This is a genomic window from Streptomyces spongiicola, from assembly GCF_003122365.1.
In the GTDB taxonomy this organism is placed as follows: domain Bacteria; phylum Actinomycetota; class Actinomycetes; order Streptomycetales; family Streptomycetaceae; genus Streptomyces; species Streptomyces spongiicola.
The window spans coordinates 6,306,645-6,324,822 of the sequence record NZ_CP029254.1 but is presented as its reverse complement, the minus strand read 5'-3'; the positions used below and the strand labels follow the sequence as shown (position 1 = coordinate 6,324,822).

General features: G+C 74.3%; 14 protein-coding genes and 2 pseudogenes. 4 read left to right on the top strand and 12 right to left on the bottom strand.

What is annotated here, in order from left to right:
* Positions 1 to 132: 132 nt before the first annotated feature.
* Positions 133 to 921 (top strand): annotated as a pseudogene (locus DDQ41_RS27565) (helix-turn-helix domain-containing protein); the annotation flags it as partial.
* A gap of 146 nt (positions 922 to 1,067) precedes the next feature.
* Here DDQ41_RS27565 and DDQ41_RS27560 read toward each other — a convergent pair.
* Both DDQ41_RS27560 and DDQ41_RS27555 read right to left on the bottom strand, forming a co-directional pair.
* Positions 1,068 to 1,880: an SAM-dependent methyltransferase gene (locus DDQ41_RS27560; protein WP_109297973.1), complete on the bottom strand. Its 813-nt coding sequence runs from the start codon at positions 1,878 to 1,880 to the stop codon at positions 1,068 to 1,070.
* Positions 1,881 to 2,271: 391 nt separating this feature from the next.
* Entirely contained in the window at positions 2,272 to 3,405 is a 1,134-nt protein-coding gene (locus DDQ41_RS27555; RefSeq protein WP_174720330.1) for a glycerate kinase, read from the bottom strand.
* Positions 3,406 to 3,551: 146 nt separating this feature from the next.
* Between DDQ41_RS27555 and DDQ41_RS27550 the strand changes: the two genes are divergently transcribed.
* Together DDQ41_RS27550 and DDQ41_RS27545 are read left to right on the top strand one after the other, a co-directional pair.
* Positions 3,552 to 4,043, top strand: a complete 492-nt coding sequence (locus DDQ41_RS27550) for an NUDIX domain-containing protein (protein WP_109296889.1) — start codon at positions 3,552 to 3,554, stop codon at positions 4,041 to 4,043.
* Between the two features lie 157 nt (positions 4,044 to 4,200).
* On the top strand, positions 4,201 to 4,917 hold the full coding sequence (locus tag DDQ41_RS27545) for an SIR2 family NAD-dependent protein deacylase (RefSeq protein ID WP_109296888.1): 717 nt from the start codon (positions 4,201 to 4,203) through the stop codon (positions 4,915 to 4,917).
* Positions 4,918 to 4,993: 76 nt separating this feature from the next.
* Here DDQ41_RS27545 and DDQ41_RS27540 read toward each other — a convergent pair whose 3' ends face one another.
* From DDQ41_RS27540 to DDQ41_RS27495, 10 genes and pseudogenes are all read right to left on the bottom strand, one after another.
* The gene (locus tag DDQ41_RS27540; RefSeq protein ID WP_109296887.1) at positions 4,994 to 5,488 is read right to left on the bottom strand and encodes a methylated-DNA--[protein]-cysteine S-methyltransferase; all 495 of its coding nucleotides are present in this window, start codon (positions 5,486 to 5,488) and stop codon (positions 4,994 to 4,996) included.
* 173 nt (positions 5,489 to 5,661) lie between these two features.
* Positions 5,662 to 7,143 (bottom strand): AlkA N-terminal domain-containing protein, encoded by a 1,482-nt coding sequence (locus DDQ41_RS27535; RefSeq protein WP_109297972.1) that lies wholly within the window; start codon positions 7,141 to 7,143, stop codon positions 5,662 to 5,664.
* A 334-nt stretch (positions 7,144 to 7,477) separates the two neighbouring features.
* Positions 7,478 to 8,809, bottom strand: a complete 1,332-nt coding sequence (locus DDQ41_RS27530) for an LCP family protein (RefSeq protein ID WP_109296886.1) — start codon at positions 8,807 to 8,809, stop codon at positions 7,478 to 7,480.
* A 737-nt stretch (positions 8,810 to 9,546) separates the two neighbouring features.
* Positions 9,547 to 9,930, bottom strand: a complete 384-nt coding sequence (locus DDQ41_RS27525) for a preprotein translocase subunit TatB (protein WP_109296885.1) — start codon at positions 9,928 to 9,930, stop codon at positions 9,547 to 9,549.
* A gap of 757 nt (positions 9,931 to 10,687) precedes the next feature.
* A complete protein-coding gene (locus DDQ41_RS27520) occupies positions 10,688 to 11,206 on the bottom strand; it encodes an O-acetyl-ADP-ribose deacetylase (RefSeq protein WP_109296884.1) in 519 nt (172 codons plus the stop codon).
* A gap of 120 nt (positions 11,207 to 11,326) precedes the next feature.
* Positions 11,327 to 12,745 carry a phytoene desaturase family protein gene (locus DDQ41_RS27515; protein ID WP_109296883.1) on the bottom strand — a complete coding sequence of 473 codons (1,419 nt, stop codon included), beginning with the start codon at positions 12,743 to 12,745 and terminating at the stop codon, positions 11,327 to 11,329.
* 89 nt (positions 12,746 to 12,834) lie between these two features.
* Positions 12,835 to 13,551 (bottom strand): annotated as a pseudogene (locus tag DDQ41_RS27510) (Type 1 glutamine amidotransferase-like domain-containing protein).
* Positions 13,552 to 13,611: 60 nt separating this feature from the next.
* Complete coding sequence (locus tag DDQ41_RS27505; protein ID WP_109296882.1) at positions 13,612 to 14,511, bottom strand: inositol monophosphatase family protein; 900 nt, start codon at positions 14,509 to 14,511, stop codon at positions 13,612 to 13,614.
* Between the two features lie 338 nt (positions 14,512 to 14,849).
* On the bottom strand, positions 14,850 to 15,470 hold the full coding sequence (locus tag DDQ41_RS27500) for a TetR/AcrR family transcriptional regulator (RefSeq protein ID WP_109296881.1): 621 nt from the start codon (positions 15,468 to 15,470) through the stop codon (positions 14,850 to 14,852).
* Between the two features lie 5 nt (positions 15,471 to 15,475).
* On the bottom strand, positions 15,476 to 16,903 hold the full coding sequence (locus DDQ41_RS27495; RefSeq protein WP_109296880.1) for an amidase: 1,428 nt from the start codon (positions 16,901 to 16,903) through the stop codon (positions 15,476 to 15,478).
* Between the two features lie 56 nt (positions 16,904 to 16,959).
* Between DDQ41_RS27495 and DDQ41_RS27490 the strand changes: the two genes are divergently transcribed.
* Positions 16,960 to 17,754, top strand: a complete 795-nt coding sequence (locus DDQ41_RS27490; RefSeq protein ID WP_109296879.1) for an SDR family NAD(P)-dependent oxidoreductase — start codon at positions 16,960 to 16,962, stop codon at positions 17,752 to 17,754.
* Positions 17,755 to 18,178 lie beyond the last annotated feature (424 nt).

Here is an 18,178-nt window from a genome sequence, read left to right as displayed (position 1 = left end):
ACAGCGGAGCCTCCGGTCCTTGTGAACGGCTTGTCTTGGTCGACTGCCAGTTCTACCGGGGCTCCGCTCCTCATGTCCGCGAAACCGCAGCTTACGGACCCTGGACAACCCCACCCATCCGCAAACTGAACGGCCTTGGGGCTAGACCCGTCCGCCGTCGACGACCGCCTGGGTTTCTCCCGCTCCAAGACCAGCCGCATCGAACTGGGCCGCCACGGCTGCAAGCCGGCCGACGCCGTCGCCCTGCTGAAGCTCTACGGGGTGGACGGGGAGGACCGCGTCGCCGAGTTCCTGCGGCTCGTGGAGCAGTCGCGGCGCAGTGACTGGTGGCGCAGCTTCAGCGACGTCCTGTCGGACTTCTTCGCCCCGCTGGTCGCCCTGGAGGGCGCGGCGGCGACCATCCGCACCTACGAGCCGTTCTACGTGCCCGGGCTGCTGCAGACCCCCGCCTACGCACGCGCGGTCGTCGAGTCGGGGCCCGCGCGGCTCTACGACCACGATGTGCACCGCCGGGTCGAGCTGCGCCAGGCACGGCAGCGCCAGCTCGACCAGCCCGACGCGCCGCGGCTGTGGGCGGTGATCGACGAGTCCGTGCTGCTGCGCACGGTCGGCGGCCCCGGGGTGATGCGCGAGCAACTCGAGCATCTGGTCGCCATGATGCGGGAGCCCCGGATCACGCTGCAGATCGCGCCCCTGGACGTGACCGCCTCCGTGGGCGTCGGCACGGGAGTGACCTATCTGCGCTTCGCGCTCAGCGATCTGAAGGACGCCGTCTACATCGAGCACCTGACCGACAGCACCTTCAGCCAGAAGCCCCACGTCGTGGAGCAGTACCGGGACATGCTGGACCGCCTCGGCGCCTGCGCGCTGACCCCGAGGAGATCGCTGGCTCTCATCGAGGAGCGGATGTCCGCACTCTGAGGGCGCGCTCCGAGGGCGCGCTCTGATTCCGCACTCCCGGGGCGGGCTCTGAGGCATCCCCGACCGCGGGCCACGGGCGAGACCCCCCGGACCTCGACCCCCGCGCCCCGGTCTCGGCCGCCACCCGGCCGAGACGGGGCCGCGCGTCAGACCAGCCGGCCGACGCCGCCCCACTCGATCCACTCGTCGGTCTGCTGCACCGGGGCGAGTTCGGTGTCCGGCCGCCAGGTGGAGACCTCCACCAGACCGGGTTCGAGGATCTGGAGGCCGTGGAAGAACTCCGTCACCTCGTGCTCCTCACGGACCCGGCCCCAGTGCCCGCCGGTGGCCTCCGCCATGAAGTCCGTGACGAACCTCCGGATCTCGGGACGGTCGCTCACCAGTTGGCAGACCACCAGGAAACTTCCCGGCGCCAGGCGCTCCGCGACCCGCCGGACGAGACCGGCCGGATCGTCCTCGTCCGGGATGCAGTGCAGCACCGAGACGAACAGGGCGGCGACCGGCCGTCCGAAGTCGACGAGCCGGGTGGTCTCCTCGTGGCCGAGGATGCCGTCGGTGTCCCGCATGTCGGCCTGGATGACCGCGGTGCGGTCGTTCTCCTCCAGCAGTGCCCGGCCGTGTGCCAGCACGATGGGGTCGTTGTCGACGTACACCACCCGCGAGTCCGGGTCGACGGCCTGGGCGATCTGGTGGACGTTGTTCTGGGTCGGGAGACCCGAACCATGGTCGACGAACTGCCGTATGCCGTAGTCCTCGGCGAGCGTGCGCACGACGCGCTGCAGGAAGCGACGGTTGTTGACGGCGAGCACCTTGCTGCTCGGCACCTGCTTCAGCAGCTGCTCGCAGGCATCGCGGTCGGACTGGTAGTTGTCGTCGCCCCCCAGGAGGAAGTCGTACATACGCGCCACGCTGGGCACCTTGGTGTCGATGGCTTCGGGGCTCCACGACTTGCCGTGCATCCAGTCCTCATTCACGTCGTCATTCACGTCGTCGACCACACCGTCGATCACGCCGTCGATCACGCCGTCAGTCAGGTGATCGGGAAATCGGGTCGGGTAGGACGCACATGCTAGGGAGCGGTGGGGGGCGGGTACAGGGCGTTCGGGCGGACCGGAACCGCGAAAGCCGCCTTTCGGCCATTCGCCGTGCAGTCCCCCGGGCCCCGTCCGCCCCTGCCCACCGACGGGGCCCGGAACCCCGGCGGCTGACCGCTCCCAGGAGGAGCGGAAGCCCCAAGGCCCTGGCCGCCGGACCGGCCGCCGGGACTCCGGACGGGCCGCCGGGACTCCGGACGGGCCGCCGGGACTCCGGACGGGCCGCCGGGACTCCGGACGGGCCGCCGGGACGAGGTCAGGAGAGGAAGTCCCCCGCGATCGACTCCGCGACCCGCTCCAGCAGCGGGCCCGCCTGGGCCATGCAGACGGCCGGGTCGGGCTCCAGCTCCAGCAGCGCGTAGGCACGGCGGATTCCGGCGTCCCCGAGCATCTCATCGGTGAGCGCCAGCCGCCCGCAGACCGCGACGGTGTCGACGCCCTCCGCGCGGGCCGCCGCGGCGACACCGGCCGGCGCCTTGCCGTGCAGGGTCTGCTCGTCGAGGGAGCCCTCACCGGTGATGACCAGGGTCGCCCGGGACAGCGCGCCGGCGAAGCCCAGGATGTCGAGCATCACCTCGATACCCGGCCGGAAGACCGCGCCGAGGGCGACCAGCGCGCCGTAGCCGATGCCGCCGGCCGCGCCCGCGCCCGGCAGCCCGGCCTGCTCGGGGCCGAGAACCGAGGCGTAGTGGGCGAGTGCGTCGTCCAGCGCGGCCACGTCCTCGGGGGAGGCGCCCTTCTGCGGCCCGAAGACGGCGGGCGCGCCCTTCGGCCCGGTCAGCGGGTTGTCGACGTCGCTGGCGAGAATCAGCTCCACGTCCTCGAAGCGGGGGTCCAGGCCGGAGAGGTCCGCCGTCGCCACGCCGATCAGCGCGCCACCGCCGGGGCCGGCGGGCTCCCCGTCCGCGTCCAGGAAGCGTGCCCCCAGGGCCGCCAGCATCCCCGCACCGCCGTCGGTGGTGGCACTGCCGCCGACGCCGAAGACGATCGTCCGCGCACCCGCGTCGAGGGCGGCGCGCAGCAGCTCGCCCGTGCCGTAGGTGGTCGCCGTGAGGGGTGCGAACACGCCGTCGGGCAGATGGCGGAGACCGGACGCCTCGGCCATCTCCACCACGGCCGTGGTGCCGCGCAGGGCGTACGCAGCCGTCACAGGCTCGCCGAGCGGGCCGGTCACCTCGGCCCGACGGCGTTCGAACCCGGCGGCCACGGCCGCGGCGACGGTGCCGTCACCGCCGTCGGCGACCGGCAGGGTCTCCACCTCGAGCCCCGGGACGGCCCGCCGCAGCCCCGCGGTCACCCGCTCCGCGACCTGCCCGGCCGTGAGCGAGCCCTTGAACTTGTCCGCCGCCACGAGCACCCGTGGGGTCCTAACCGCTCCGTCCGCCACCATCAGTCCCTTGCTTTCGAACAGGCAGTCGCGCCGACCCGACCCTATCCGCAGCGGACATCTTTGGAAAGCAGACAGTATTGGACCTATTCCACTCCCGGTCCACGGCACGGCGGGGAAGCCCGCCGGGAAGCCGTGGAGCACCCCGGGTGACCACCGACGCATACGCTGCCTACGTCGCCGCCCTGCCCCGTGTCCTCTCGGGGGCAGCGACCCTCTTCCGGGACGCCGGCGGGCGGGTTCTGCTCCTGGAGCCCGACTACCGTGCCGGGTGGGGGCCGCCGGGCGGGACGATCGAGTCCGACGCCGGGGAGACGCCCCGGGAGGCCGCACGGCGGGAGACGCTGGAGGAGATCGGCCTGGACGTCGGGCCTGGGCGGCTGCTCGCCGTCGACTGGGCCCGTGGCCCCGGGCGGCCGCCGATCGTCGCGTACGTCTACGACGGCGGGGTGCTCGACGAGGAGCGGTTCTCGGCGATCCGGCTCCAGGAGGAGGAACCGGTCGCGTGGAAGCTGGTGCCGCGGGAGGAGCTCACCCGGTGTCTCCTCGGTTCGCTCGGCCCGCGCGTACCGGCCGCGCCGGACGTCCTGACGGCGGGAACCGCTCCGGCGGAACGGGTCGACGGCAGCCCGGTGAGCTGAACCGCACCGATCCGGCGGGCCGCAGCAGGCCGGGCTGCCCGAACCGGGCCCGGGCCGGGCCGGGCGCCGCACCGCGACTCCGCGGCGGCGGGCACAGCCGCGCGGGCGGGTCGAAACCGGGTCGCCCGTCCCGCGGTCCGCTGCGTAGGCTCGCGGCATGACCATGGTCGCGCTTCTCAGCGGAGCCGGTATCTCCACGGACTCCGGCATCCCCGACTACCGCGGACCCAACGGCCTCTGGCGGCGCGATCCGGAGGCCGAGAAGCTGGTCACCTACGAGCACTACATGTCCGACCCGGAGATCCGCGTGCGCGCGTGGCGCATGCGCCTCGACGGCCCCGTCCTGCGCGCCGAGCCGAACGCGGCACACCTCGCCGTCGCCGAGTTCGAGCGGAGCGGGCACGCACTCCGGGTGATCACTCAGAACGTGGACGGACTGCACCAGAGGGCGGGCGTTCCCGACCGCAAGGTGCTCGAACTCCACGGCACCGCGCGGACGGTGGTGTGCACCGGCTGCCGGGCCCGCTCGCCCATGGCGGACGCCCTGGAACGCGTGAGGGCCGGTGAGGCCGATCCCCCCTGCGGATCCTGTGGCGGAATCCTGAAGTCGGCGACCGTCATGTTCGGCCAGAGCCTGGACCCGGTGGTGCTGGGGGAGGCGATGGGCATCGCCAAGGCCTCCGAGGTGTTCGTCGCGGTGGGCTCCAGCCTCCAGGTGCAGCCCGCCGCCTCGCTGGCCGGGATCGCGGCCGAGCACGGAGCGCGGCTGATCGTCATGAACGCGGAGCCGACGCCGTACGACGCGCTCGCCGACGAGATCGTCCGGGAGCCGATCGGCTCTGCGCTGCCGGAGTTGCTGCGGCGGCTGCGCTGACCGCCCGCCGCGGGCTGCGCGGGATCCCGCCACGGCACGGGCGGCGGTACCGGGGTGGTACCGCCGCCGCGGCCCCTCAGAACAGGCCGTCGCCGGGCACGCCCCGCTCGAAGGCAAGCAGCCGCTGCTTGCGGTCGAGCCCGCCGCCGTAACCCGTCAGACTGCCGGAGGCTCCGACCACCCGGTGGCAGGGGACGATGATCCCGACGGGGTTCCTGCCGTTGGCGAGGCCGACGGCACGTGAGGCACCGGGTTTGCCGAGCGCCCCGGCGAGTTCGCCGTAGCTGCGGGTCTCACCGTAGGGGATCAGCAGCAGCTGCTCCCAGACGGTGCGCTGGAAGGGCGTGCCCGCGAGATGCAGCGGCAGGTCGAAGCTCCTCAGCTCGCCGGAGAAGTAGGCGTCGAGCTGGCGGATCACCTCACGGAAGGGCCGGGGATCGGGGTCGCCGAAGGTCTCCTCGCCGGGGCGGTGACGCTGCCGGGTCATGTACAGGCCGCTGAGGACGTCGTCGGTGGCGACGAGGGTGAGCGGGCCGTACGGGCTGTCGATGACGGTGTGGGTGCGGCTCACGGGGATTCCTCGGGTTGCTCGGGTGGTGGGCTTCTCGGGTGGTGGGCTTGCTCGGCTTGCTTGGGTGGTGGGCTTGCTCGGCTCGCTCGGGTGCTGGGTCCGCTCTGCTGACCGGGACTCCTCTACTTGCCGGACCTGCCGGACCTGCCGGACCTGCCGGCCTGCCGGGCTGCTCAGACAGGGAGACGGTTGATCGGGTGGTCGCCGGTGGCCCAGAGGTACTGGACGGCGTAGGCGCGCCAGGGCCGCCAGGCAGCGGCGCGGGCGGTGAGCGCGGCGGGCGTCGGCGGAAGTCCGAGGCCGGCGGCGGCGTGCCGGACCCCGAGGTCGGTGGGCAGGAAGGCGTCCGGGTCACCGAGTGCCCGCATGGCGATGGCCTCCACGGTCCAGGGCCCGAGGCCGGGCAGCGCGGAGAGCCGGGCGCGGGCCTCGGCCCAGTCGCTGCCGGGTCCGAGCCGGATCCTGCCGTCGGCGAGTGCCCCGAAGAGTGTGGTGAGCGCGGTACGCCGGCTGCGCGGGAACGCGAGGCGCTCCGGGTCGGCGGCGGCCAGGGCCCCCGGTCCGGGGAAGAGGTGGGTGAGGCCGCCCTCGGGGTCCTGTACGGGGGTGCCGTGGGCGGTGACCAGCCGGGCGGCGTGGGTGCGGGCGGCCGCGGTGGAGACCTGCTGGCCGAGGACGGCCCGTACCGCGAACTCCGCGGCGTCGGCGGTGCGCGGCACGCGCCGCCCCGGCGCCTTGTCCACGAGTGGGGCGAGCAGCGGGTCGGTGCGGAGCTGGTCGTCCACGGCGACCGGGTCGGCGTCGAGGTCGAGCATCCGGCGGCAGACGCTGATGGCGAGGGTGAGGTCGCGGTGGTCGGTGAGGGACAGCCGGCACGCGATGTGGTCCGGCCGGGGGGCCAGGGACACGATTCCGTGGCCGTTCGGCAGGGTGAGCGTGCGGCGGTAGGCGCCGTCCCGCCACTCCTCCACCCCGGGTACGGCGGTCGCGGCCAGATGCCCGAAGAGGTTGTCGGGGTTGAGCGGCGCGCGGAACGGAAGGCGCAGCGTGATGACACCCGGTGCCGTCGGCAGCGGCGCTCCTCCGCGCCGGGTCGCGGCGCGGTTCCGCAGCTCGCCCGGGGCCAGCGCGAACACCTCGCGAACGGTCTCGTTGAAGGTGCGGATGGAGGAGAAGCCCGCGGCGAACGCCACGTCGGCCAGGGGCAGCGAGGTCGTCTCCGCGAGGATCCGTGCGGTCTGCGCCCGTTGGGCCCGGGCCAGTGCCAGCGGTCCCGCGCCGACCTCGGCGAGGAGCTGCCGCTCGATCTGCCGGGTCGAGTACCCGAGCCGGGCCGCGAGGCCGGTCACGCCCTCCCGGTCGACGACCCCGTCCTGGATCAGGCGCATCGCACGGGCTACGGCGTCGGCGCGGGCGTTCCACTCCGGTGAACCCGGGCTGGTGTCCGGGCGGCACCGCTTGCAGGCCCGGAACCCGGCCTGCTGGCAGGCGGCCGCGGTGGGGTAGAAGGCCATGTTCTCGGCCCGCGGCGAAACGGCGGGGCAGCTGGGCCGGCAGTAGATGCGGGTCGTCAGCACGGCGGTGAAGAACCACCCGTCGAACCGCGCGTCCCTGGACCGTACGGCCCGTACACAGCGCTCGGTGTCGGTGTGCATGGAAGGGTGCACGTCGGAAGGCATGGCTCCAGCATCGGCCATGGTGAGGCCGTACGCTGGCGAGAAAACGACATCACGGCCGTCAGGGGTGCGGCGCCCCTGCGAACCGGGCCCCGGGCAGACGCGCCGGGTACGGGGCCGGAGACCGGCGGCCCCGGGACCCGCCCCGCCGCCCGCCCCGCCGCCCGCCCGCGCCGGGGTGCGGGCCGGGGCCGGTGAGGGGCCGGGGTACGGGCCGCGGCCGGTGAGGGGCCGGGGTACGGGCCGCGGCCGGTGAGGAGCCGGGGCGGTGAAGGGCCGGGGCGGTGAAGGGCCGGCGCCGGCGCCGGGTGCGTCAGTCGCCTGCCGGCGCCGGGTGACCGGGGCAGCGGAACCGGTCCGCGGTCACCGGGGCGCCCTCGGCGAGGTTGCGGTCGTAGGTGACCGTCTTGACCACGACGGGATCGGAGCCGACGGCGACGTCGAGGACGGCGTCGGGGCGGATCTCGGACCGGAGACGGGCACCGGGGAGGGCCGCGGCCAGGGTCGCGGCGTCGGCCTCCCGCCCCTCCGGGAAGGTGATCACCGGCGGGCCCGCGGGCCGCTGGGCCGGAGCGGACGCCGAGGTGTCCGTCACCGCGAACCCGCTGCTCCGCAACGCGGTGGCGACCCTCGCGTCGTCGGCGCGCACCTCGATCCGGGCGGGGTCGGTCTCGGCGCGGGTTTCCGGCACTGGGAGGATGCGGGTATCGCCGGTGATCGGGCGGTCGGCGCGCAGGGCGTCCCAGAGGGCACGGGAGCGCGACTCGTGCCAGAGCAGCGTGGAGCCCACGCCCGGCACGCGGTGGTCGAAGTGGGAGATCGGCACGGTGGCGAACTCCATCCGGTCGGCCGGTAGCCGCCCCAGCGTCCAGCCGATGCCGATGAGGTCGTTCAAACCGGTGCGATCGTCGGTGCGAACGGACCTGAGCAGCCGGTGTGCGGTGTCCGCGGCCTTCACGGGGTCGGCCAGCGCCCCGCGGACGGTCAGTGCTTCGAGCATCCCGGCGAGCATGCGCTGCTGGCGGCGGACCCGGCCGAGGTCCCCCGGAGGGTCGAGGTGCCGCGCCCGGGCGTAGCCGAGGGCCCTGTTCCCGTCGAGGTGATGTGTGCCCGTGGAGATGTCGAGGCCCGACTTCCGGTCCTTCAGCGGCTTGTCCGTGCACACGGTGGCGCCGCCCAGGTCGTCGACTGCCCGCTCGAATCCGGTGAAGTCGGTCTCCAGGTAGTGGTCGACGCTCAGACCCGTGGCCTGCTCGACGGTACGCACGGCCAGCGGACCGCGTCCGAGCTTGAAGGCTCCGTTGATCTTCCCGCGCGGGCCCGCGCCGGTCGTTCCCTCGGGCGCGGCGTACTCGACGTAGCTGTCACGGGGGATGGAGACCACACTCGCGCGCCGCCGGTCCTCGGAGAGGTGGACGAGCATCATCACGTCGGTGCAGTCGCAGCCTTCGCCGCCCACGTGCAGGCGGCGCTTCTCCGCGGCCGAGAGACCGGCGCGGCTGTCGATGCCGACGATCAGGATGTTGGTGCCGCGGCCGGTGTCCCGCGCGGCGGGCTCACCCGCGGCGGGGGCGGTCCGGGCCCCGAGCCAGGGCCAGGCGGCGAGGCCGGCCAGCACGGCCAGCCCTGCGGTCAGACGGCGCATCAGGCACCCCCGGTGGGAAGATCGCTGAACGCGCGTGACGTTAGCCGGACGATCGTCGGGGGCGCCGCCGGGCGGCGGGGGCGCGCCGTCCCGGTGGACCGCGGTCACCCGCGTTGGCCAACGGCACGGGCCGTCCGGCGGACGGGCTCCGTGGACGGCCGGCAGCGGAGGGCCGACGGCTGACGGAGGAAGGGCGGCCGGCAGCACAACCCAAGGAGCAGGGCACCGGGCCTCCGGTACGCGGACCGGGTACCGATCAGCGCGGACCGGACACGGACCGGACACGGACCGGAGCGGACGGGACACGAACGGGAGCCGACGGCATGCGAACGGGAGCCGACGGCGCACGGACCGGGTTCCCGTCCTCCGGCGGGGACACGCAGCGGGCGGTACCCGGTCGGCCTGCGGCAGACGGCAGGACCGGGGAGGCCCGGTCACCGTACGCGGCGGGACGCGGCCGGGATCCGCTCGCACGACCCCGGCGGCCGCGACGGCGACCGCCCGCCTCAAGCAGAGCCGGCCTCCAGGACCACGACCGGGTCCTGGAGGCCGGCGTCACACGGGGCCCCGGATCTGGCGACAGCATCCGGATGCGGCCGGGGCCGTCAGCGTGTGCCACGGGGAGCGGATGGTGCACGCGTCGCCGGGTGGGTCCCGGCCCCCCTTGTGCGGCGGGTGTGCGGCGGGCTGCTCCGGGCAGCGTCCCCGAGCAGCCCGTCCCCCGCGTACGGCCGGCGTCAGACGCAGATGCTGCCGGCGCAGACGTTGACGTTCGTGGGCAGTACGGTCTTGCCGTAGCCCGCGAGGGTCGTGATGGCCGTGGTCTCCAACGCGCCGATCTGGACGGTGACGGGCGCGTTGACGTTGTTGTTCGCGACGTTGGCCAGCGCCGTCTGGAGGCCGTTGATCTGGGTGCCGTTGAGGGCGCTGATGCCACCGATGTTGACGGTGGTGCCGTTGAGCACGTCGTTGACGGTGATGACGCCGGAGCAGTTCACGCCGATGCTCTGGTTGGCGCAGGTGTACGGGTGCGATGAGGATGCGGACGCGGCCGGAGCGAACAGTCCGCCGGCCAGGAAGGCGGCTGCGGCGGCTGCGGCGACGCGAGCGATCTTCGGCACAAGCACTCCTTTCGTCTTCGCCGTGTTGCCGGCGAAGGGACCGATGGGAACGGGCGCCGCCTGCGCAATCCGGCGGGCCCGGGGAAAACTCTGGCAGAGCCGCGGACGGAATTCAGCACACGTCCGGCACCTTCTCGCAGGTAATAAGCTTTGATATTCATGTGGCTAGATTTTCGAACAAAACGCCGTGAAAGACGACCGGCTCCAAACACGATTGCGGACGCGAGCTGACAGTGGACCCTCCGGCTCCCGGCGGACGGCTCCAGCCTCGGACCAGGCAATGTCGTGCACATGCCTTGCGGTACTCCGGCGGCCGCGCACGCACGGGCAGGGTCGGCGTCCGGTCAGAAGCCCAGTCCGCGCGGACCGGCGGCCGCGCGCGGGGGCGGGCTGTCGAGAACGCCCTCGTTGAATTCGACACCACACCGGAATCGACATCGAGCCATCCGGCGGAAACCCGGAGGACGACCGAGGGTTCAGCGTCCTGAAATAACTCTGGGTGGCAGTTGAGAATGCGGGGTACGGGCGGACCGGGTGCACCGCCGGCTCGCCTCGCCCGTAAGGCGACCATCGCCGGCCCGGAAGCCGTGGGCCGCCGTGGGACACCGCACCTCGGTCGACGCCACGCCACGCGCATCGCGGACGGGGCCTCCCCCGTCCGGCCAGGAGCGCGCACCGGTGCCACCGGCGGTCCCGCTGCTCCGGAAGCCCACTGACCGGGCTCGGTCGCGACGGGCCGATCCCACCGCGGTCTCCGTCATTCGAGCTGCCGGGCGAACGCCTGGTACGCCCGGTCGTCGAACAGGACGAACCGCACCTCCTCGACGGCGGCCCGGGTGCCACGCACCGTCTCCACCGCGATGCGAGCCGCGTCGTCCATCGGCCACCGGTACACGCCGGTGGAGATCGCCGGGAACGCGACCGTGCAGGCGCCCAGTTCGTCGGCGACGCGCAGGGATTCCCGGTAGCAGGAGGCGAGCAGGGCGCCGCGGTCCTCCGTGGTGCTGTGGACCGGGCCGACGGTGTGGATGACCCATCGGGCCGGCAGCCTCCCGGCGGTGGTCGCGACCGCCTGGCCGGTCGGCAGACCGGCGCCGTGGCGGGAGGCCCGCAGCCTCCGGCAGTCCTGAAGGATCTCCGGCCCGCCGCGCCGGTGGATCGCCCCGTCCACGCCTCCGCCGCCGAGGAGGGAGGAGTTCGCGGCGTTCACGACGGCGTCGGCGTCCTGCTCGGTGATGTCACCGCGGACGAGGGTGATCGCGGGCTGCCCGGTCATGGTCCCCATGATGCCGCTGCCCGCTGCCCGCTGCCGGCCAACGACCGGCGCGACGGGCGACGGGCGACGGGCGACGGGCGACGGGCGACGGGCGACGGGCGACGGGCGACGGGCGACGGTTCAGTGTCCGCCGCGCAGCCGGCGCCACACCGCCTTGGCGGCGTTGTGCCCGGACATCCCGTGCACACCCGGGCCGGGCGGGGTGGCGGACGAGCACAGGAACACCGCGGGGTGCGGGGTCCGGTACGGGAACAGCGTCGCCCTGGGGCGGAGCAGCAGTTGGAGGCCGGTCGCAGCGCCGCACGCGATGTCGCCGCCGACGTAGTTGGCGTTGCGCGCGGCCAGTTGCGGGGGCCCGGCGACGGCGCGGGCGAGCACCAGGTCGCGGAAGCCGGGGGCGAAGCGCTCGATCTGCCGCTCCATCGCGTCCGTGAGGTCGCCCTCCCAGCCGTGCGGGACATGGCCGTAGGCCCAGAAGACGTGCTTGCCCTCGGGGGCCCGGGAGGGGTCGACCAGGGTGGGCTGCGCGGTGATCAGGAACGGTGTCCCGGGGACGCGTCCGCCGGATGCCCGGCGGAGCGCGGTGCCGATCTCCCGGCTGCCGGGGCCGATCTGGACCGTCCCGGCCCGGCGGGGTTCCTCGGCGGTCCACGGTACCGGCCCGTCCAGGGCGTAATCGATCTTGAAGACGCTCGCGCCGTACCGGTAGCCCTCGTAGGCTCTCCCCAGGCCCGCGATCCGGGCGAGTGCCGTGGGAGAGGTGTCGAAGACGTAGGCGCGGGCGGGGGGCAGATCGTCGAGGCGCCTGATCTCGGTCCCGGTGTGGATCGTGCCGCCGCATTCGCGTACGTACGCGGCGAGGGCGTCGGAGATCGACTGCGAGCCGCCGCGGGGCAGCGGCCAGCCGACGGCATGGGCGGCGAGGGCGAAGACCAGGCCGACGGCGCCGGTGCCGATGCCGGTCAACGGGCCGATCACATGGGCGACGAGTCCGGCGAACAGGGCACGGGCCCGGTCGTCGCGGAACCGGCGCATCAGCCATGTGGAGGGAGGGAGTCCGTCGAGGCCGAAGCGGGCCAGGGTGAGCGGATCGCGCGGCAGGGCACTGAGCGGCAGGGACATGAAGTCCCTTACGAGGGTGTCCCATCGGCTGAGGTACGGCGCGACCAGTCGGCGGTAGGCGCCCGCGTCGCGGGGCCCGAAGGACGCGGCGGTCTCCGCGACCGAGCGGGAGAGCACGGCGGCGGTGCCGTCGTCGAACGGGTGGGCCATGGGCAGCGGCGGCTGGAGCCACTGAAGCCCGAACCGGTCCAGCGGCATCGCGTTGAAGGCGGGCGAGCCCGCACCCAGGGGGTGCACCGCCGAGCAGGGGTCGTGCCGGAAGCCCGGGAGCGTGAGCTCCTCGGTCCTGGCGCCACCGCCGACGGTGTCCAGGGCCTCGAAGACGGCGACCGAGAACCCGCGGCGCGCCAGTTCGGCGGCTGCGGTCAGTCCGTTGGGCCCCGCCCCCACGACGACGGCATCGAGCATCGACGGCACCTTGGGACTCCTTCGTCAGCCGGGCCAGGGGGTCCAGGATATTCGGCCGCACCGACACCCGCGCCGGCCGTTTCCGGGATGGACCGGTTTCAGGAGCGGGGTGCGGGCAGCAGGCGCGGGGAAATGCGCTCCTCGACCGCCCGGTCGCCCTCGCGGACGACGAGGTAAGCGCCCTTGCCGGGCCGCTCGCTGACGGCCTCGACCAGGTCGGTGCCCCGGTAGACGAGCCGGACCCCGTCGTCGGTGCAGTGGGTGACCGGCAAGGTGCCGTCCGCGACCAGCCGGTGCACCAGCGGGCGGCGGCCGAGGTCGCTGTCGTAGTGCACGCCGTTGCCGTGGGGAAGGAATCCGAGGGCGTCGGTGAGCGGCCGCAGTCCGGGTCCGAAGGAGTCGGTGGTGCCGCCCTGGAACCAGCAGATCGACCCCGCGCTGACTCCGCTGAGCACGACGCCGGCCTGCCATGCGCGGCGCAGCACGGCGTCGAGTCCGTGCACCCGCCACACCGCCAGCAGGTTCGCCACCGAGCCTCCCATGACCCAGACGACGTCGTGTTCGAGGACGGCGCCCTCGATGTCGTCGAGATCGGGCATCGGGAAGAGGTGAAGGGGCGTCAGATCGAAGCCGGCCGCACGCGCGGCCTAGCTCATGCGGAAGGCGAACGGCTCGGCGTCGCCGACGGCGGTACCGACGTACATGATCCGGGGTCGGCGTCCATGGACTCCGGACAGTTCGACGGCGTGGTGCACCAGCGAGCCGAAGGACACTCTCGTGCGGTCGCCGACACGGTGTCCGCCCGATGTGGCCAGAACGGTAGGCTCGGCGGCGGTCGTGCCGCCGAGCCTACCGGCCCGTGCGCACGGCGGCCCTCACGGGCGCTCCCCCCTCCCGCTCCGCCGCTCCCCCGTCTCCCGGTCCGCGCCGGAGGCGAGGAGTCCGCGGACCAACCGTGCCGTCGCCGTGTCCCGTGCCGCCGTGAACGGCAGCGCGTTGCCGCCGGTGACGCGGAAGCGCTCGCCGGTCAGCGTCAGGTCGGTGCCGCCGGCCTCCTCCACGAGCAGCAGCCCCGCCGCGTGGTCCCAGGGACTCTCCCAGGAGAATGCGACCGCCTCGAGTTCGCCGCGGGCCACCGCGAGGTACTCCAGGCCGGCGGAGCCGCACGGCCGGGAGTGGACGCCCTCGGTGCGGAGCGCGAGGAGGGCGGCCTTCTCCTGGCGCGTCGTGAAGTCCGGGTGCGACATGGCCACCTGGAGGACCTGGCCGGGCTCCGGTGCGCCGGACCGTATCTCCGTGCCGTCGAGGCGGGCACCGTGGCCGCGGACCGCGACCGCCATCTCGTCGAGCGCCGGCGCGTACGTCCACGACGCGAGCACCTCGCCGTGCCGGGCCAGTGCGACGAGCGTGCAGAAGCCGGGGTCGCCGTGGACGAACTGGCGGGTGCCGTCGACGGGGTCGACGATCCACACCGGTGCGTCGCCCCGGAGCGCCTCGCACACCGTCGGGTCGGCGTGGACGGCTTCCTCGCCCACGACCACCGAGCCGGGCAGCAGGGCCGTCAGGGATGCCGTCAGATGCTCCTCGGCGCTGCGGTCGGCGACGGTCACCAGGTCGTGCGGGCCGTTCTTCTCGGCGATCTCGTGGACGGCGAGTTGGCGGAAGCGCGGCATGATCTCGGAGGCGGCCGCCTTGCGCACCGCCTCCTCGACCAGCGCGAGATGTGCGGACTCCCAGGGGTTTCCCGTCGTCCCGGACAGAAACTCTTCGGTCATGCGTCCAGCTAAGCACGCCGTACCGACATTCCCGCCGCCGCCCGGTGACCGGTCGGCGCACACCTGGCCGACTCTCGTCGACGTCGAGGCGAACGCGGAGTGCCGGTCCGGGGCGGGCGGGCGATCCGCGGCCGGGCCGGGCCGGGTCGGCCGCGGTTCCGGCCCGGTCTCGGTTCCGGGCGGGCCGCGGTTCCGGGCCGGTCTCGGTTCCGGGCCGGTCTCGGTTCCGGGCCGGTCTCGGTTCCGGGCCGGTCTCGGTTCCGGGCCGGTCTCGGTTCCGGGCCGGGCGGGCCGCGGTTCCGGGCCGGCCGCGTCACGGCGCTACCGCCCGCACCGGGTCAGCCGGCCCGCTCCGCCTCCTCGCTCAGCGCGCCCCGGACGAGCAGGAGCAGCGCGTCGGTGAGTTCCTCGGCAGGCGAACCGGTGGCCAGGCGGCGGAGCTGGAGACCGGTGACCAGGGCGACGGTGTGGGCGGCGAGACGGCCGGGCTCCGGGACGCCGAGGGCCGTGAGGATCCGGACGGCGAGGCGCTCGTATGCGCCGAAGCACTCGGCCGCCGCCTCGCGCAGCCGCTCGTCGCGGCCCGCCTGGATGTAGAGCTCGAAGGGCGCGATGTGCTCGCTGTCGAAGGCCGTGCCGTCCGCGACCCGGGCGGCCAGCGCGGCGGCGCCGTCGATGTCGACGTCCTCCGCCTCGCCCGCGTCGGCGAGTTCGGTGAAGCGCCGGGTCTCCTCCCGGACGAAGTGCAGCAGTGACTCGCGCAGCAGTTCGTGCTGGCTGGAGAAGTGGTAGGTGACCGAGCCGAGGGAGACCCCGGCCTCCCTGGCGATCCGCCGGTTGGTGACCGCGGCGATGCCGTCCCGGCCGATGATGCGCAGGACGGCCCGGACGATGCGCTGCCGGGTCGGGGCTATGGCGGGTGCGGCGGGCTCCGGGGAGGCGCTGGTCTGGCTGGGCATGCGCGTCATTGTTCCACCGGGGCGCTCCACGTCCTCAGCGGGTCGGGGCGGTGCTCGTACCACCGCCGGTCGGCCTCCAGTTGGGCGGCGAGCGAGATCAGGAGTTCCTCGGCGCCCTCCGGGCCGAGCAGCTGCGCCCCCACGGGGAGGCCGGCGGAGGTGAGGCCGGCGGGAACGTTGACGCCCGGCCAGCCCAGCACGTTCCAGGGCCAGGCGTAGGGGCAGGCGGCGGCCATGGCCGCGTTGGTGCGCCAGGCACCGAGGCCGTCGAAGGTGCCGATGCGCGGCGGGGGCGCGGCGGTGGTCGGGGTCAGCAGCACGTCGTAGGTCTCGAACAGCGCGCCGACGCGGCGGTGCTGGTGCGTCTCGCGGGCGCGTGCGGCCCGCACGATCGGCCCGCCGAGCAGTCGGCCGTTGCGCAGGGCGGCGAGGGTGCGCGGGTCGAGCAGCTCCGGTTCGGGGTGGCGGGCGGCGAACTCGGCCACTCCCGCCGTGCCCCGGGAGACGAAACCGAGGCCGATCAGGCCGTAGCGGGGCCGGGCCTCCTCGACGTCGTGGCCCAGCCCGGCGAGCGCCTCCGCGAGGCCGGTGACGGCCCGCCGCACCTCGGGGTGGGGCCGGGCTCGGCTGAGGGTGAACGGCGGCCGCCAGGCGAGGGCGACGCGCAGCCTGCCGGGTTCGCGGCGGGCTGCGGCCGAGGCGTCGACGGCGCCGGGCCGGTGCGGGTCCTGCGGGTGGGAGCCCTGGACGGCGTCGAGCAGCAGTGCGGCGTCGGCGACGGTACGGGCCAGGGGCCCGTTGACCGTGAGGCCGTGGAAGGCGTCGCTGTGGGGGTGCGTCGAGACGCGGCCGCGCTGCGGTTTGATGCCCACCAGATGGGTCCAGGCGGCGGGGATGCGGATGGAGCCGCCGCCGTCCGAGCCGAGGGCCGCGGGCACCAGCCCCGCCGCGACGGCGGCCGCGGAGCCGCCCGAGGAACCGCCGGGGGTGTGGTCGGCGGACCAGGGGTTGCGGGTGGCGCCGAAGGCGGGGCCCTCGGTGAACGGCCACTGCCCGAACTCGCAGGAGTTGGTCTTGCCGACGATGACGGCGCCGGCGGCCCGCAGCCGCCGTACCGCCTCGCCGTCCGCGACCGCCGGGGCGCGCTCCCCGCGGCAGCCGAAGTGGGTGGGCAGCCCGGCCACGTCCGTGTCGTCCTTGACGGCCAGCGGTACGCCGAGCAGCGGTGCGGTTTCACCCTCGGCAAGCCGCCGGTCGGCGCGCTCGGCCTCGGCGAGGGCGGCTTCGGCGCGGATGTGGCGGAAGGCGTTGAGGGTGTGCCGAACGGCCTCGATGCGGCCGAGCGCGGCCCGCACCAGCTCCACCGAGGTGGTCCGGCCCTCCCTCAGTTTCCGGGCCTGCTCGGCGAGGCCGGAGAAATCCCCTGTGGACATGACCACCCTGCGCTCCCTATCGTTCGTTCGAACGAACAGAACTGGAGGGTAACCAGATGCGCGTCAACGGATCAACCGTTCTCCTCACCGGTGTCACCGGTGGCATCGGCACCGCCCTGGCGGCCGAACTCCACCGGCGCGGAGCACGGTTGATCCTGACGGGACGCAGGCGCGACGCCGTCGAGCCGCTGGCGGCGAAGTACGGCGCCCGCGCGGTCGTCGCCGATCTGGCCGACCCCGACGACGTGGAGCGCCTCGCCGCGGAAGCGGCCGGTACCGACATCCTGCTGGCCAACGCGGCGCTGCCGTCCAGCGGTGAACTGCTCGACTACACCCCCGAGCAGATCGACCGCGCGTTGGCCGTCAACCTCCGCGCCCCGGCCGTGCTGGCCCGGCTGCTCGCCCCGGCCATGGTGGAGGCGCGCCGGGGCCATCTGGTGTTCGTGGGCTCCATCTCGGGCAAGACGGCCACCAGGCACTCCGCGCTGTACAACGCGACCAAGTTCGGGCTTCGGGGCCTCGCGCTCGGCCTGAGGCAGGACCTCCACGAGCACGGGGTCGGGGTGTCGCTGGTGCAGCCCGGTTTCGTGCGGGACGCGGGGATGTTCGCGGCGACCGGCGCCGAGCCGCCCGCGGGGATGCGCACCGTCTCACCCCGCCAGGTGGTCACGGGGGTGGTGCGCGCCGTCGAGCGCAACCGGGCCGAAGTGAACGTCGCGCCGCCGGAGATGAGGCTCCTCAGCGCGATCGGCGGCCAGTTCCCCGGCTTCTCCGAGCGCGTCCAGCGCCGCTCGGCAGGCGCGGACCGCACGGTCCGCACGGTCGTGGCGGCCCAGCGCGGCAGACGCTGAGGCCGCTGCCGGGCCCACCCCGTGTTCCACCCCCGTGCGGGGCGGGCCCCGTCGGCGCCCGGGGTCCGGACCACTGGGGAGCGGTCCGGACCCCGGGTCCCCGCCGCGGACGTGTCCCACCCGGCCGCCGGCCCTCCGCAGCGGGGTCGGCCGCCCGGCGGTGCCGGTCGTGCCGCGGTGCCGGTCGTGCCGCGACGGCGTCGGATCCTTGCACGGCGGCGGGGCCGCCCCTCCACTCCTCCGCCCCTCTGCCCCTCCGCCCCTCCGTAGTCCGCAGTCCGCAGTCCGCAGTCCGCAGTCCGCAGTCCGCGAGCGGTCCCTCCCGGCAGGACGTCGGGACCGGGGCCTCGCCGGGGGACGGGCATCGACCGGGAACCGAAGGCGAGCCGCCCGGCGCCGGGACGCCGCCGGCGGGCAGTCGGGG

What these genes read in the sequence shown, in the direction of transcription:
- DDQ41_RS27520 (WP_109296884.1), bottom strand. Translation starts at nt 11,206, where the DNA reads ATGACCGGGCAGCCCGCGATCACCCTCGTCCGCGGTGACATCACCGAG.
- DDQ41_RS27500 (WP_109296881.1), bottom strand. Translation starts at nt 15,470, where the DNA reads ATGCCCAGCCAGACCAGCGCCTCCCCGGAGCCCGCCGCACCCGCCATA.
- DDQ41_RS27490 (WP_109296879.1), top strand. Translation starts at nt 16,960, where the DNA reads ATGCGCGTCAACGGATCAACCGTTCTCCTCACCGGTGTCACCGGTGGC.
- DDQ41_RS27505 (WP_109296882.1), bottom strand. Translation starts at nt 14,511, where the DNA reads ATGACCGAAGAGTTTCTGTCCGGGACGACGGGAAACCCCTGGGAGTCC.
- DDQ41_RS27495 (WP_109296880.1), bottom strand. Translation starts at nt 16,903, where the DNA reads ATGTCCACAGGGGATTTCTCCGGCCTCGCCGAGCAGGCCCGGAAACTG.
- DDQ41_RS27530 (WP_109296886.1), bottom strand. Translation starts at nt 8,809, where the DNA reads ATGCGCCGTCTGACCGCAGGGCTGGCCGTGCTGGCCGGCCTCGCCGCC.
- DDQ41_RS27535 (WP_109297972.1), bottom strand. Translation starts at nt 7,143, where the DNA reads ATGCACACCGACACCGAGCGCTGTGTACGGGCCGTACGGTCCAGGGAC.
- DDQ41_RS27545 (WP_109296888.1), top strand. Translation starts at nt 4,201, where the DNA reads ATGACCATGGTCGCGCTTCTCAGCGGAGCCGGTATCTCCACGGACTCC.
- DDQ41_RS27560 (WP_109297973.1), bottom strand. Translation starts at nt 1,880, where the DNA reads ATGCACGGCAAGTCGTGGAGCCCCGAAGCCATCGACACCAAGGTGCCC.
- DDQ41_RS27555 (WP_174720330.1), bottom strand. Translation starts at nt 3,405, where the DNA reads ATGGTGGCGGACGGAGCGGTTAGGACCCCACGGGTGCTCGTGGCGGCG.